Source organism: Mycobacterium sp. NGS69 (genome assembly GCF_059812165.1).
Genome location: NZ_JCALCD010000003.1, coordinates 91,658 through 103,631, shown reverse-complemented (window position 1 = coordinate 103,631; position 11,974 = coordinate 91,658). Strand labels below are relative to the sequence as shown.

The window sequence follows — 11,974 nt, the reverse complement described above, 5'->3', positions numbered from 1 at the left end:
ACTCGCATGTATAGAGTGCTAGGTGGCAATCGGCCGAGCCCCTGTGTCGGCACCCGCGACGACGGCGCGAGGGCACGGACGACTGCCGAATCCCTTGATAATTCCGGGGCCAACCGCCCCGGACCCGATCTAACTATTGGAGGGCTCCAATCGTGGCGAAGGTGAACATCAAGCCACTCGAGGACAAGATTCTCGTGCAGGCCAACGAGGCCGAGACCACGACCGCGTCCGGTCTGGTCATTCCTGACACCGCCAAGGAGAAGCCGCAGGAAGGCACCGTCGTCGCAGTCGGCCCGGGCCGGTGGGACGAGGACGGCGAGAAGCGGATCCCGCTGGACGTCTCGGAGGGTGACACCGTCATCTACAGCAAGTACGGCGGCACCGAGATCAAGTACAACGGCGAGGAGTACCTGATCCTGTCCGCGCGCGACGTGCTGGCTGTCGTATCCAAGTAAGGACCGTGTTCCGCCCCGGCGATCCCCGCGCACACCGCGGGTGATTTCCGGGGCGGCATGCGTTGTGAAGGAGCCTGATGAGCAAAGTTATTGAGTACGACGAAACCGCGCGCCGTGCCATGGAGGCCGGCGTGAACAAGCTCGCCGACGCCGTCCGGGTGACGTTGGGGCCGCGCGGCCGGCACGTGGTGCTGGCCAAGGCGTTCGGCGGGCCCGCGGTGACCAACGACGGCGTCACCGTCGCGCGCGAGATCGACCTCGAGGACCCGTTCGAGAACCTGGGCGCCCAGCTGGTGAAGTCGGTGGCCACCAAGACCAACGACGTAGCGGGCGACGGCACCACCACCGCGACCGTGCTGGCGCAGGCACTGGTCAAGGACGGGCTGCGGATGGTCGCCGCCGGCGCCAACCCGATCGCGCTGGGCGTCGGGATCGGCAAGGCCGGCGACGCGGTGTCCGAGGCGCTGCTGGCCGAGGCCACCCCGGTGTCCGGCAAGGAGGGCATCGCGCAGGTGGCGACCGTATCGTCGCGCGACCCGCACATCGGCGAGCTGGTGGGCGAGGCGATGACCAAGGTCGGCGCCGACGGCGTCGTCAGCGTCGAGGAATCCTCGACCCTGAACACCGAGCTGGAGTTCACCGAGGGCGTCGGCTTCGACAAGGGCTTCCTGTCGGCCTATTTCGTCACCGACTTCGACTCGCAGGAGGCTGTGCTCGACGACCCGCTGATCCTGCTGCACCAGGAGAAGATCAGCTCACTGCCCGACCTGCTGCCAATGCTGGAAAAGGTCGCCGAAGCGGGCAAGCCGCTGCTGATCGTGGCCGAGGACATCGAGGGCGAGGCCCTGGCGACGCTGGTCGTCAACTCGATCCGCAAGACGCTGAAGGCCGTTGCGGTCAAGGCGCCGTTCTTCGGTGACCGCCGCAAGGCGTTCCTCGAAGACCTCGCGGTGGTCACGGGCGGTCAGGTGATCAACCCCGACGCCGGGCTGCTGCTGCGCGAGGTCGGCGCCGAGGTGCTGGGCTCGGCCCGCCGCGTGGTGGTCAGCAAGGACGACACGATCATCGTCGAGGGTGGCGGCTCGAAGGACGCGGTCGCCAACCGCGTCAAGCAACTGCGCGCCGAGATCGAGAAGACCGACTCCGACTGGGATCGCGAGAAGCTGCAGGAGCGGCTGGCCAAGCTGGCCGGCGGCGTGGCCGTCATCAAGGTCGGTGCCGCCACCGAGACGGCGCTCAAGGAGCGCAAGGAGAGCGTCGAGGACGCCGTCGCGGCCGCCAAGGCCGCCGTCGAGGAGGGCATCGTCGCGGGCGGCGGAACGGCGCTCATCCACGCGCGCAAGGCGCTGACGGAGCTGCGCGGGACGGTGAGCGGCGACGAGGCGCTCGGCGTCGACGTGTTCTCCGCGGCGCTGTCGGCGCCCCTCTATTGGATCGCCACCAACGCCGGGCTGGACGGCGCGGTCGCCGTCAACAAGGTCGGCGAGCTGCCCGTCGGGCAGGGCCTGAACGCCGAGACGCTCGAATACGGCGACTTGCTCGGCGCCGGCGTGATCGACCCGGTCAAGGTGACCCGGTCGGCCGTCGTCAACGCGGCGTCGGTGGCGCGGATGGTGCTCACCACCGAGACTGCGGTGGTCGAGAAGCCCGCCGAGGCCGAGGATGACCACGGCCACGGCCACGGCCATCACCACCACTAGAAGCGCCCGGTAACGAAGCACCCCCGCTCTATCGGCCGGGGGTGCTTCGTTGTTCAAGGTCCGTTCATCGTCGGTCGCGAGCGCCCGATTAGCCGTCCAGGCCGGCGGCGGACGCGAATGCTTTGAGTTCCCGTTCGATGTCGGATCCTGCTGGCTGGTAAACGATCTCGGTGACGTACCGCGCTGCGAGTCCCGCAATTTTTTCCGGTATTTCCTCGGCCGGTCCGGTCAACGCCATCGAGCTGACCATCGGCACCAGGCCCGCAACATGCGGTTCATCGCTCACATTGGCCTTCACCAGATGTCCCGTGTGGATGGCGAGATGCCGCTCGTCCGTCGGGTAGACCTCGATCGCCTCGCGCCAGCTTTGCCCACCGGGCAGCGCGTCGACCGCGGCGGCACCGCCGCGCTCGTACACGGCGTGATACATCACCACGGCGCCGGGACCCGCGGCGTCGATGGCGCGCGGCGACGCCAGGTCCTCTCCTTCGTCGAGCACAGTGCCGAAGCAGAGCAGTGCCCGCCAGTCGGAGATTTTCGCGGCGTCGGGCTGGGGCACGGCGGCGGAGAAAACGCCGTCGCCAAGCTCCGCCGCAACGGCCAGCCCTTTCGGGCCATCGGCGCCGATCAGTATCGGCACGGTGATCGGCCGGGGCGCCCCGAAGCCGGGTAGCTGCAGCATCCGGACCTTCGCGCCTTCCCACTCGGCGGTTCCGCCGGCGAGAAGATCCCGCAGGCACCGCACGTAGTCGGCGACCTGCCGCCACGGCATTGGCCGCTGGCCCAGCGCCATTCGACCGGTAAAACCCGAGCCGATCGCGACGGCGACCCGACCAGGCGCCTGGCTCGCCAGCTCGGCTATCGCGGCGGCATTGACCATCGGATGCCGCAGGCTGGGGACGAGCACGCCCGGCCCGAGGCCGATGCGCGACGTGCGCTCGGCGCACCGGTTGAGAATCATCCACACGTCCGGGTAGAGCGCCGGCGAGTCGTAGAGCCACGCGCGCTTGTAGCCGAGTGTTTCGGCGAGCTCTACCTGGGACGGGGTGTCCGACGAAGTTGCGAACGCACACGAGATCTGCATATTCGGACCATACGAGACCGCAGTGAGCGGACAAGCGGACAAGCGGACAAGCCCGGTTCAGCCAATCGGCACGCCACCGGTCGCGGTCAATCGGCCGGGGCGCCTCCTCTTGGTGATCGCAAGAATCTCGCAAGTGGTCTGCGGCAATCTGACCACCATGAACACCGCTCACAACCTGAAAGAGGTCGTCGCCGTCGCGCTGCTATCCGTCGCCGTCGCGGTGGCGAGTTTATGCATGGCCACAGGTGTCGCCCAGGCCCAGCCCGGTTGCGCGACTCAAACCTGTTGGTGCCCAGGCAAACCCCTACCGTCATCCAATGCACCGATAACTTGGGACATGAGTGTCTGCCATGACTGGCACTACGCATGGCACGACAACCCGGCCGCGGGCAACCAGGTCTTAGAAGGCCCGCTGGACTGCGGTTACGGGCCCGGTTTCCTACCTCAGTGCAAGGGCTGACGGGCTTACATCCAAGACCGCCGGTTGGTCTCTCGCCCGTCCGGGCTTACCGACCGGGGTGCTCACGCCCTGAAGGGCAAGTCGACGCCCACCGAGGTTTTCGGTCTCGGCTCAGCGCGTTAGCCCACGCGCCATGGTTGACGCGGCTGCCATACGGGGTGCAGTGTGATACTCGTCATATGACCACTGGTCATACCGGGCGGAGAGGCGAGAACTCATGACCACCAGGGACAAGTACACGGACGTCCCCGAGCCCTACTCGTGGACGGTCCCCAGTGCCGGCGACGCGCGCTTCACCTGGGAGTACGACGACGGTCGCGCCCGGCTCCTCTCTCTGTACCAAAAGGGAAAGGACAAGCAGTGGGATGCCCAGTCGCGCATCGACTGGGCGCAAGACGTCGATCCCGACAACCCGGTCGGGCTGCCCGACGAGTTCCATCCGCTGTTCGGCAGTCCCGTGTGGGAAGCCGCAGACGAATCGCGGCGCGCCGAGATGCGCCGGCACTCCCAGGCCTGGAACTTTTCGCAGTTTCTGCACGGCGAGCAGGGGGCGATGGTGTGCGCGGCCAAGATCGTCGAGGTCGTCCCTGACTTGGACGCGAAGTTCTACGCGGCCACCCAGACCATGGACGAGGCCCGGCACGTGGAGGCGTTCTCGCGGTTCCTGCAGGAGAAGGTCGGTCTCGTCTACCCGATCAACAAGAATCTGACCCAATTGCTGGACGACACTCTGCGCGACTCGCGTTGGGACATGCCGTATCTCGGCATGCAGGTCCTCATCGAAGGGCTCGCACTGGCCGCCTTCGGAACGTTGCGCGACTTGGCGCCGCCGGACTCGCTGGCCAAGCAGTTGCTGGCCTACGTCATGCAGGACGAGGCCCGGCACGTGGCCTTCGGCCGAATCTCGTTGAAGGACTATTACTCCGCGCTGACCGAGGCCGAGCGCGATGAGCGTGAAGAGTTCGTCGTCGATGCCTGTTACCTGATGCGCGACCGGTTCCGCGGCGAGGAGGTTTTCGAAACCCTCGGCCTCGACGTCAAAGCGTGTGCCGAGTGGGTCGACACGTCGCCGCTGATGATGCAGTTCCGCTCGCACCTGTTCAGCCGGATCGTGCCGATCGTCAAGGACATCGGGTTGTGGGGCGACAAGGTGCAGAAGGCCTTCACGGAGATGGGCGTCCTCGACCTGGCGGGCTCCAACATCGAGGCGCTGATGAAGGCCGACGAGGATCAGGCCGACGCGCTGGACAAGGCACACGCCGAGATGGCCGACCGGGCGCTCGAAGTGGACGAGGTGATCGCGGCGGGCGCGAGCTAACCCAAGGCGCCCCGCTTGTGCACGAAATCCCAACAGTTTTCGTGCATGGCCCCACGCTCGGCGTCCTGGGCAACGGTCCATATGGTTGGCAACGAAACCGATCAGGGGGAGCGACCGTGGACGTATACGAGGCAGTCACAACCCGACGAGCGGTGCGCGGATTCACCGACAAGCCGGTGTCGAGGGAAGTGCTGGAGCGCGTGCTGTCCGCCGCGGCGTGGTCGCCTTCCGGATCGAACCTCCAGTCCTGGAACTCCTACGTGGTGACCGGCGCGCCGTTGGCCGAGCTCAAGAAGCGCGCCGGCGAACGCGTTGCGGCTCGCGACCCGTGGGACGAGCGGGAGTACGAGATGTACCCAACGGACTTGAAGTCCCCCTACCGCGAACGTCGATCCGCCTTCGGCCATGAGCGCTACAGCGCACTCGGCATTGAGCGCGAGGACTGGGAGGCGCGTCAGAGGGCCGCTTCGGCGAACTGGGACTGCTTTGGCGCGCCGGCCGCCCTGTTCTGCTACATCGACCGCGACCTTGGTCGTCCCCAGTGGGCCGACGTCGGCATGTATCTGCAGACCGTCATGCTGCTGCTGCGCGCCGAGGGGCTGCACAGCTGTCCGCAGATGGCGTGGTCGGTGTATCGCAAGACCGTCGCCGAGATCCTGTCGCCCCCGGACGGGTTAATCCTCTTCTGCGGCATGTCGATCGGATACGAGGACACCGCCGTCGGCTACGCGCGCACGGGCAGGGCGCCACTCGGCGAGACGGTCACGTTCGTCCACGGATAGTTCGCTCGATGACGGTCGAAGCGCTTGGGCGATGGATCGTAGACTCCCGAACGTGGGGCTCAGGTACGAAATCCCAACGGTTTTCGTACGTAGGCCCCACCTTCGGCGGCGCGAGTCAGCGGGGTGGAAGGCTGGGCGGGGTCGTCGTCGTCACGGTATAGCTCGGCGTCGACGTGACGGTCGGGGTGCTGGTGACCGTGACGGTGCTGGTGCTCGTGCTGGTCGAGGGCGGGGGCACGGCGGTCGTGACCGTGGTGACGGTAGTGGTCTCCGTGGTCGACGACGTCGTCGTCGCGGCCGCCGCGGCGATCACGCCGCAGGCCACCCGCTTGCCCGAATCACCCGTGGACGAGCCGCCGAGATTGTCCGCGGCCTGGTGGATGACCAGCGCGGTGCCCGAGCTGTTTCTCAGGTCGGCGGCCGTGAACGAGTTCGTGGTGGTGACGAGTTTCGCCGAGCCGTCGGAGCGCACCTGCAGTGCGGTCAGGTCGCCGCTGTCGGGATAGCCTGTGTGACCCGGCGCCTGGTAGACGCTTCCGGCGGAGCTGAAGTCGCCCTCGCATTTGCCCACCGCGTGGATTTGCAGCCCGTGGAAGCCCTGGGTCAGGACCTGGTTGGGGCCGGCCTCCACGGTCACCGTCGCGTAGCCGCTCGTGAAGTCGATGGTGGCGTTGGCGACCTGGGTCCCGTCGGCGGTCTTCAACTGGGTGGTCATCCTCTCGGCGCCGGCCGGCGCGCTCGAGGACGGTGACGTGGTGGACTGGTTACCGCCCTGGTTTGCGCAAGCGCCCAATGGCGCGATGGTCGCGGTAAGCGCCGCGACCGCAAAGGCCACTTCCCGTTTCATGGGCTGGGCCTACCCCGATGAGCGCATATCAAACGCCGCACAAAGATATGAGAGGCATATGAGCCGGGCCGCGCCCGATACTCCTGACGCCCGCGGTGTGCGAGCGTGGGTTGCGTGGTGTCCGAACCGCAGTTGGCGGAAGCGCTCAGGCAGGCGTCGAGCTACCTCTGGATAGCCGACGTGGCCCGCAAGAGGAACCTGCCCATGATCCAGTCGCTGTACAGCTTTGCCGCCCGGCAGATGGTGGCGTACACCGAGGACGGCGACGAGTGGCACCTCCGCGCCGCCGTCGCCGCGGCACACGACGCCACCGCCATGCACAACCTGCTCACCGGCCAGGTGACGGGGGCACCGGGCGCGCTGGGCGCGCCGACCAACCTCTGAGGCGCTAGCCGCCCAGCGCGCTGAGCACGGCCTTACGCCCGCGGACCCGGAGTTTGTGGATGCCCGATCGACGCAACTCGGCGATGCGCTCGATCATTCGGTTTCCCAGCGCCTTGAGCAACTCTGCGCTCAAATCGATTGGGGCCGGGCATAAGTCGCGCTCCTCCTCGGTGGCGTGGGCGTCCAGCACCGTGACGAACGAGTGCCACTCGTCCTGGTATTCGGGCGCGGTCGGCGGCGTGCGGAGCAGCACCGCGAGCTGATCCCAGACCTGGCGGTGCTCCGCGTGGGCGATCGCCACCAGCTCGGTTGCCGCCGACACCGCGGGGTAGAACAGGTCGTCCTCGATGCGCATGTGGATGTCGAGCTCGATCAGCAGTTCGTCGAGGGCGTCTTGCCGTTCGTCGGTGTCCGGCGGTATGGCCGTGATCTTCTCGCAGAGTCCGCGCAGGACCTTGTGGTGCTCGAAAAGCACGTCGTAGGCGTTCATTTCGCCGCCCCGCGCACCTCGACGAGCCCGTCGCGGATGCGCGCCGGGTAGCTCGGCAGCGCCGCCGTCGCGGGTCCGCGCAGCACCTCTCCGGATTCGCACGCGAACCTCGAACCGTGCCACGGGCACACGATGCGGTCGCGGTCGATCCAGCCGTCGCCCATCGGGGCGCCCAGGTGCGGGCAGTGCTCACCGACGGCCAGCACCTGGCCGTCGTTGCGGTACAGCACCACGCCGACGCCGTCCACCTCGACCCGCCGCGGCTGGCCGTCCAGCGCGGCGACCGGCAGCACCGGCGTCCAGTGGTCCGAGGCCAGCCGGTCGCCGGAGCGATCGACGCCGGTCGCCTCGCCGAACACCAACGTCCCGCCCAGGTAGCCACTGCCCAGCATGAGGCCGTAACCCAAAGCGCTGCTTGCCATTCCGCGACAGTGACGGCCGCGGCGGCGGTCGAACCATGACGCCGCGTACAGGCCCGTCGCGACCGCGTTCAGCACGCCGTGCACGAGGCCGACCCGGCGGGATTGCTCGTGGGTGTGCTGCCAGTCCGTCACGCCGGTGGCGGCCGCGCCGACGCTTCCGATGATCCCGACCCCCAGCGCGAACCGCGACGCGTCGCGGTATTGCGGGGGGCGACCCGGAAGCAGGCTGGCCGCGTCCATCGCGACCGTCGTGGTCAGCGCCCCGGTCGGCACCGACGTCAGCGCCGGGTGCAGCGGATGGCCGAGCCGGGTGCCGTGCAGCGCGTTGCCGACCCGATCCCGATGCCGGCCCATGGCCGCGAAAAGGAACGTCAGCGCGTGCTCGAGGCGGTAGCTCGGCCGATCCAGCCACCGCTGCTCTCCCACGGCGGCCCGGAAGCGAGCAAGAAAATTGTGTGACCGTTCAGCCACGGCACTTCTCCTGTGGAGTGGGTGAACCGACGCGGCGCAGGGGTCTCGACGACGTGTCGATCGGACCGCGACCGGCGCGCGGCGCAGTCCACCCCTAGTACACGTAATGCCGCCGCAAATTGTTCACCCGACTGAGGGCCGGGCGCGCTGAGCCGGGCGGATCAGGCCGAGCGGCGGATCCCGCGGTTGCGGCCGATGTCGCCCTTCAGCAGCATGTCGCGTTCGGATTCGGACAGGCCGCCCCAAACTCCGTACGGCTCAGCGACTTCCAGCGCGTGGGAACGGCACTCCTGGATCACCGGGCACCGCCGGCACATCTCCTTGGCGCGCTGCTCGCGCTGCATGCGGGCGCGGCCACGCTCGCCGTCGGGGTGGAAGAACATCGAGGAGTCAACGCCGCGGCACAGGCCTTGCAGTTGCCAGTTCCAGATGTCGGCGTTGGGGCCAGGTAGCTGCTCCGGCTGTGGCATTGGATCGTTCCCTCTCTGCACGGCACGCCCAGAAGTTCGGGGTTCGCGTAGCGTTCCGACAAGCGATTGTGCAACCGATTTTCGAGTGGGGTCTCCGATGACTACCCGTCGAAGTAGAACTTAGGGGCGTCGGCGAATTTCCGTCAATAGCCACTTAGCTCGCCAAAATATGTAAGCGTTGGAGCAGAATTAACTCGCCGTTCATGTGCCACGCTTTTGTTGACCAAGGACCGTGCTACCAGGCACTTGACCGGACCGAGATTTCCCAGCTCAGCGCATAGGACAGTGGGGGGAGCAATTAGTACGCGGCTCATGGCGATTAACAGCTCGGTAACAAGAACAGCACGAAGTGTTTACTACTATCACCGTGATTGAAACTGGTCACACTTCGGTGATTAACAGCACACTGGCCGCCGCCGCCTTCGGGGAGCAACCCGCAACCTGGCCGCTGCCGGCCGCACGCACGCCGCAGCAACTGTGGTGGCGGGCCGTCGCGGCGGGCGGGCAGGGCCGCTACGGCAGCGCCTACCGCGACTTGGCGGTGCTGCGACGAACCGTTCCGGCGGGCCGGTGGGTGTCGCTGGCCCACAGCACGCAGGGCTCGTTCCTGCGCCAGCTCGGCTGGCACACGCTGGCGCGGGGCTGGGACGGGCGCGCGCTGGCGCTGGCCGGCGCGGATCCCGAGGCCCGCGCCGACGCGCTGATCGGGCTGGCGGCCGACGCGCTGGGCGTCGGCCGGTTCGCTGCCGCGGCAACGTTGTTGGCCCGCGTGGACGACGGACCGGTGCCGGACCGGCTCCCGGTGCGCCGGGGATGGGTGGCGGCCGAGTTGGCGATGGCCTCCGGCGACGGCGCGTCGGCGGTGCGCCATGCCGAGGAGGCCGCGCGCCTGGCGGAGGCGATGGCCGTCGCGTCGGTGCGGCACCGCGTCAAAAGCGACGTGGTGCTGGCGGCCGCCCTGTGCAGCGCGGGCCGCGTCGAGCGCGCCCGCGCGGTCGCCGAGGCGGCGCTGGACGCCACCGGCCGATCGAACCTGATCCCGCTTCGGTGGGCGTTGGCTTGCTTGCTGATCGACATCGAAAGCGTCACGTTTTCAACACAAAAGCTGCGTGAAATTCGGGATATCTGCGCAGGCCAGGTGCGGCGCGCCGGGGGAGCGTGGCGTTCCGCTTGAAACGGCCTTCCGCCCGTTATTGTCATTGCGTTAGTTAGCCCGCGATGTGTCCCGTTCGTAACGTTGGAGCAACCGCCGTCGATGACAATTCAAGGGGAACGTCTCGACGCTGTGGTTGCGGAGGCCGTGGCGGGGGACCGGAACGCCCTACGGGAGGTGCTGGAGACCATCCGTCCGATCGTCGTCCGATATTGCCGCGCGCGAGTCGGCACGGTCGCCCGGGGTGGTCTGACAGCCGACGACGTGGCACAGGAGGTGTGCTTGGCCACCATTACGGCGCTGCCGCGCTATCGCGAGCGGGGACGCCCGTTCCTGGCCTTCCTCTACGGCATCGCGGCCCACAAGGTCGCCGACGCGCACCGGGCCGCCGGTCGTGACCTCGCGTACCCCGCCGAGACCATCCCCGAACGCTGGTCGACCGACGCGGGCCCGGAGCAGCGGGCCATCGAGGCGGACTCGGTCAGCCGGATGAACGAACTACTCGAGATCCTGCCGTCCAAGCAGCGCGAGATCCTGATCCTGCGGGTGGTCGTCGGCCTGTCCGCCGAGGAGACCGCGGCCGCCGTCGGCAGCACGACGGGAGCGGTCCGCGTGGCCCAGCACCGGGCGCTGTCCCGGCTCAAGTCCGAAATCGTAGCGGCGGGTGACTATGCCTGAATCCCTGGATGAATTCGCCAGCACCGATTTGCTTCTCGACGCGCTCGCCGAGCGCCGGCCGGTCGACCTGGACGATCCCAACGACGACGCGCTGGCGGTCCTGCTGGCGGACTGGCGCGACGACCTGCGGTGGCCGCCGGCCAGCGCGCTGGTTTCACCCGAGGAGGCCGTCGGGGCGCTGCACGCCGGGCTGACCGAGCGGCGGCGCGCCCGCCGCGGCCTGGCCACAATCGGATCGGTCGCAGCGACGCTGTTGGTGCTGAGCGGGTTCGGCGCCATGGTGGTCGAGGCCCGTCCGGGCGACACGCTGTACGGCCTGCATGCGATGTTCTTCGACCAGCCGAGGGTCAAGGACAGCCAGATCGAGCTGTCGGCCAAGGCCGAACTGGCCAAGGTTCAGCAAATGATCGACCAGGGCCAGTGGACCCAGGCGCAGAATCAGCTGGCCGAGGTCAGCAGCACGGTGCAGTCCATGAATGACGGGGCCAGCCGCAACGACCTGTTGGACGAGGTGAACCTGCTCAACACCCGAGTCGAATCGCGCAATCCCAACGCGACGCTGCCTCCGGCCGCGCCGAAGCCGAAGGCGCCGGCCGATTCGTCGACCTCGCCGGCCGCGCCGAGCCCGAGCGCCAAACCGCCGACGGCCGCCAGCACGACCGCGCCGAGCCCGTCAGCAAGCCCCACCACGAGCCCGTCGTCCGGGCGGCATCGGCATCACGGGCACTCGTCCACACCGTCTTCAGCGGCGCCGGACGAGACTCCCTAGCTCAGCGGCGGTGAAATCCGTCCGCGTCCGACGTCGCCTCGTTGAGCGAGGCGTCGGCGTATCCCCGGCAGTAATCCCACGTGACATAGGAGTCGGGTTCGGGGTCGTAGGCGGGCTCATGCGGGCGCACGGTGCCGTCGATGAGCAGTTGCAATAGGTTGGCCCGCAACATGTCCCAGTCGTGGTAGTGGTCCTGCTGGCATTCGTCGCAGCACACCACGAGTCCGCGAATTCCCTTGTGCGCCAGCAGGGCCTCGTACACGGCCAGGTCGGCCAGGTCCGCCTCGACCGCCATTCGCTCTTGCTGATCCAGCGGTTGCCCCGGCTCGACGGCTTCAAGCGCAGCCGACGGATCGCAGGGGTCGTCGGCGAACGGGTCGGGTGGCAAACCCGGCGGGAGGTGGTCACGCACGCCTCTAGACTACGCAGGCGGGCCGTCATAGCGCCAGCAGGGAGACGCGCGCCGCGCGGCGCGCGCGGCGCGCCCGGGC

14 protein-coding genes are annotated in these 11,974 nt (G+C 68.1%); 8 read left to right on the top strand and 6 right to left on the bottom strand.

Translation table 11 applies throughout. The features are described from left to right. Positions 1-152 precede the first annotated feature (152 nt). Positions 153-455: a co-chaperone GroES gene (gene groES / locus AC5Y2S_RS09705; RefSeq protein WP_007167930.1), complete on the top strand. Its 303-nt coding sequence runs from the start codon at positions 153-155 to the stop codon at positions 453-455. 77 nt (positions 456-532) lie between these two features. Further along, on the top strand, positions 533-2,155 hold the full coding sequence (gene groL / locus AC5Y2S_RS09700) for a chaperonin GroEL (protein ID WP_499955867.1): 1,623 nt from the start codon (positions 533-535) through the stop codon (positions 2,153-2,155). An 88-nt stretch (positions 2,156-2,243) separates the two neighbouring features. On the opposite strand, the gene AC5Y2S_RS09695 is transcribed toward groL, so the two are convergent. After that, positions 2,244-3,239, bottom strand: coding sequence for an LLM class flavin-dependent oxidoreductase (locus AC5Y2S_RS09695; RefSeq protein ID WP_499955865.1), 996 nt, complete (start codon positions 3,237-3,239; stop codon positions 2,244-2,246). A gap of 677 nt (positions 3,240-3,916) precedes the next feature. Here AC5Y2S_RS09695 and AC5Y2S_RS09690 point away from each other — a divergent pair. After that, the gene (locus tag AC5Y2S_RS09690) at positions 3,917-5,017 is read left to right on the top strand and encodes a ferritin-like domain-containing protein (RefSeq protein WP_499955864.1); all 1,101 of its coding nucleotides are present in this window, start codon (positions 3,917-3,919) and stop codon (positions 5,015-5,017) included. 116 nt (positions 5,018-5,133) lie between these two features. Next, a complete protein-coding gene (locus AC5Y2S_RS09685; RefSeq protein WP_499901604.1) occupies positions 5,134-5,799 on the top strand; it encodes a nitroreductase in 666 nt (221 codons plus the stop codon). A gap of 115 nt (positions 5,800-5,914) precedes the next feature. On the opposite strand, the gene AC5Y2S_RS09680 is transcribed toward AC5Y2S_RS09685, so the two are convergent. Next, the gene (locus tag AC5Y2S_RS09680; protein WP_499955862.1) at positions 5,915-6,646 is read right to left on the bottom strand and encodes a superoxide dismutase family protein; all 732 of its coding nucleotides are present in this window, start codon (positions 6,644-6,646) and stop codon (positions 5,915-5,917) included. Positions 6,647-6,763: 117 nt separating this feature from the next. Between AC5Y2S_RS09680 and AC5Y2S_RS09675 the strand changes: the two genes are divergently transcribed. Then, positions 6,764-7,030 (top strand): hypothetical protein, encoded by a 267-nt coding sequence (locus AC5Y2S_RS09675; protein ID WP_499955860.1) that lies wholly within the window; start codon positions 6,764-6,766, stop codon positions 7,028-7,030. Between the two features lie 4 nt (positions 7,031-7,034). Here the strand turns inward: AC5Y2S_RS09675 and AC5Y2S_RS09670 are convergent, their stop codons facing one another. From AC5Y2S_RS09670 to AC5Y2S_RS09660, 3 genes are all read right to left on the bottom strand, one after another. Then, on the bottom strand, positions 7,035-7,520 hold the full coding sequence (locus AC5Y2S_RS09670; protein WP_499955858.1) for a hemerythrin domain-containing protein: 486 nt from the start codon (positions 7,518-7,520) through the stop codon (positions 7,035-7,037). After that, entirely contained in the window at positions 7,517-8,296 is a 780-nt protein-coding gene (locus AC5Y2S_RS09665) for a Rieske (2Fe-2S) protein (RefSeq protein ID WP_499956508.1), read from the bottom strand. Before AC5Y2S_RS09665 ends, AC5Y2S_RS09670 begins: the two co-directional genes overlap by 4 nt. 278 nt (positions 8,297-8,574) lie before the next feature. Then, positions 8,575-8,883, bottom strand: a complete 309-nt coding sequence (locus AC5Y2S_RS09660; RefSeq protein WP_499955857.1) for a WhiB family transcriptional regulator — start codon at positions 8,881-8,883, stop codon at positions 8,575-8,577. Positions 8,884-9,250: 367 nt separating this feature from the next. Here AC5Y2S_RS09660 and AC5Y2S_RS09655 point away from each other — a divergent pair, with 367 nt between their 5' ends. The 3 genes from AC5Y2S_RS09655 to AC5Y2S_RS09645 all read left to right on the top strand — a co-directional run bounded on the left by AC5Y2S_RS09655 (position 9,251) and on the right by AC5Y2S_RS09645 (position 11,483). After that, complete coding sequence (locus AC5Y2S_RS09655; protein WP_499955855.1) at positions 9,251-10,057, top strand: hypothetical protein; 807 nt, start codon at positions 9,251-9,253, stop codon at positions 10,055-10,057. Positions 10,058-10,138: 81 nt separating this feature from the next. Further along, positions 10,139-10,714: a sigma-70 family RNA polymerase sigma factor gene (locus AC5Y2S_RS09650; RefSeq protein ID WP_081665178.1), complete on the top strand. Its 576-nt coding sequence runs from the start codon at positions 10,139-10,141 to the stop codon at positions 10,712-10,714. Then, positions 10,707-11,483 (top strand): anti-sigma-D factor RsdA, encoded by a 777-nt coding sequence (locus tag AC5Y2S_RS09645; RefSeq protein ID WP_499955854.1) that lies wholly within the window; start codon positions 10,707-10,709, stop codon positions 11,481-11,483. The genes AC5Y2S_RS09650 and AC5Y2S_RS09645 overlap by 8 nt, the downstream gene beginning before the upstream one ends. A 1-nt stretch (position 11,484) precedes the next feature. On the opposite strand, the gene AC5Y2S_RS09640 is transcribed toward AC5Y2S_RS09645, so the two are convergent. Further along, positions 11,485-11,895, bottom strand: coding sequence for a DUF5319 domain-containing protein (locus AC5Y2S_RS09640; RefSeq protein WP_066933952.1), 411 nt, complete (start codon positions 11,893-11,895; stop codon positions 11,485-11,487). Positions 11,896-11,974 lie beyond the last annotated feature (79 nt).

What these genes read in the sequence shown, in the direction of transcription:
- groL (WP_499955867.1), top strand. Translation starts at nt 533, where the DNA reads ATGAGCAAAGTTATTGAGTACGACGAAACCGCGCGCCGTGCCATGGAG.
- AC5Y2S_RS09695 (WP_499955865.1), bottom strand. Translation starts at nt 3,239, where the DNA reads ATGCAGATCTCGTGTGCGTTCGCAACTTCGTCGGACACCCCGTCCCAG.
- AC5Y2S_RS09690 (WP_499955864.1), top strand. Translation starts at nt 3,917, where the DNA reads ATGACCACCAGGGACAAGTACACGGACGTCCCCGAGCCCTACTCGTGG.
- AC5Y2S_RS09680 (WP_499955862.1), bottom strand. Translation starts at nt 6,646, where the DNA reads ATGAAACGGGAAGTGGCCTTTGCGGTCGCGGCGCTTACCGCGACCATC.
- AC5Y2S_RS09670 (WP_499955858.1), bottom strand. Translation starts at nt 7,520, where the DNA reads ATGAACGCCTACGACGTGCTTTTCGAGCACCACAAGGTCCTGCGCGGA.
- AC5Y2S_RS09665 (WP_499956508.1), bottom strand. Translation starts at nt 8,296, where the DNA reads ATGGGCCGGCATCGGGATCGGGTCGGCAACGCGCTGCACGGCACCCGG.
- AC5Y2S_RS09660 (WP_499955857.1), bottom strand. Translation starts at nt 8,883, where the DNA reads ATGCCACAGCCGGAGCAGCTACCTGGCCCCAACGCCGACATCTGGAAC.
- AC5Y2S_RS09650 (WP_081665178.1), top strand. Translation starts at nt 10,139, where the DNA reads ATGACAATTCAAGGGGAACGTCTCGACGCTGTGGTTGCGGAGGCCGTG.
- AC5Y2S_RS09645 (WP_499955854.1), top strand. Translation starts at nt 10,707, where the DNA reads ATGCCTGAATCCCTGGATGAATTCGCCAGCACCGATTTGCTTCTCGAC.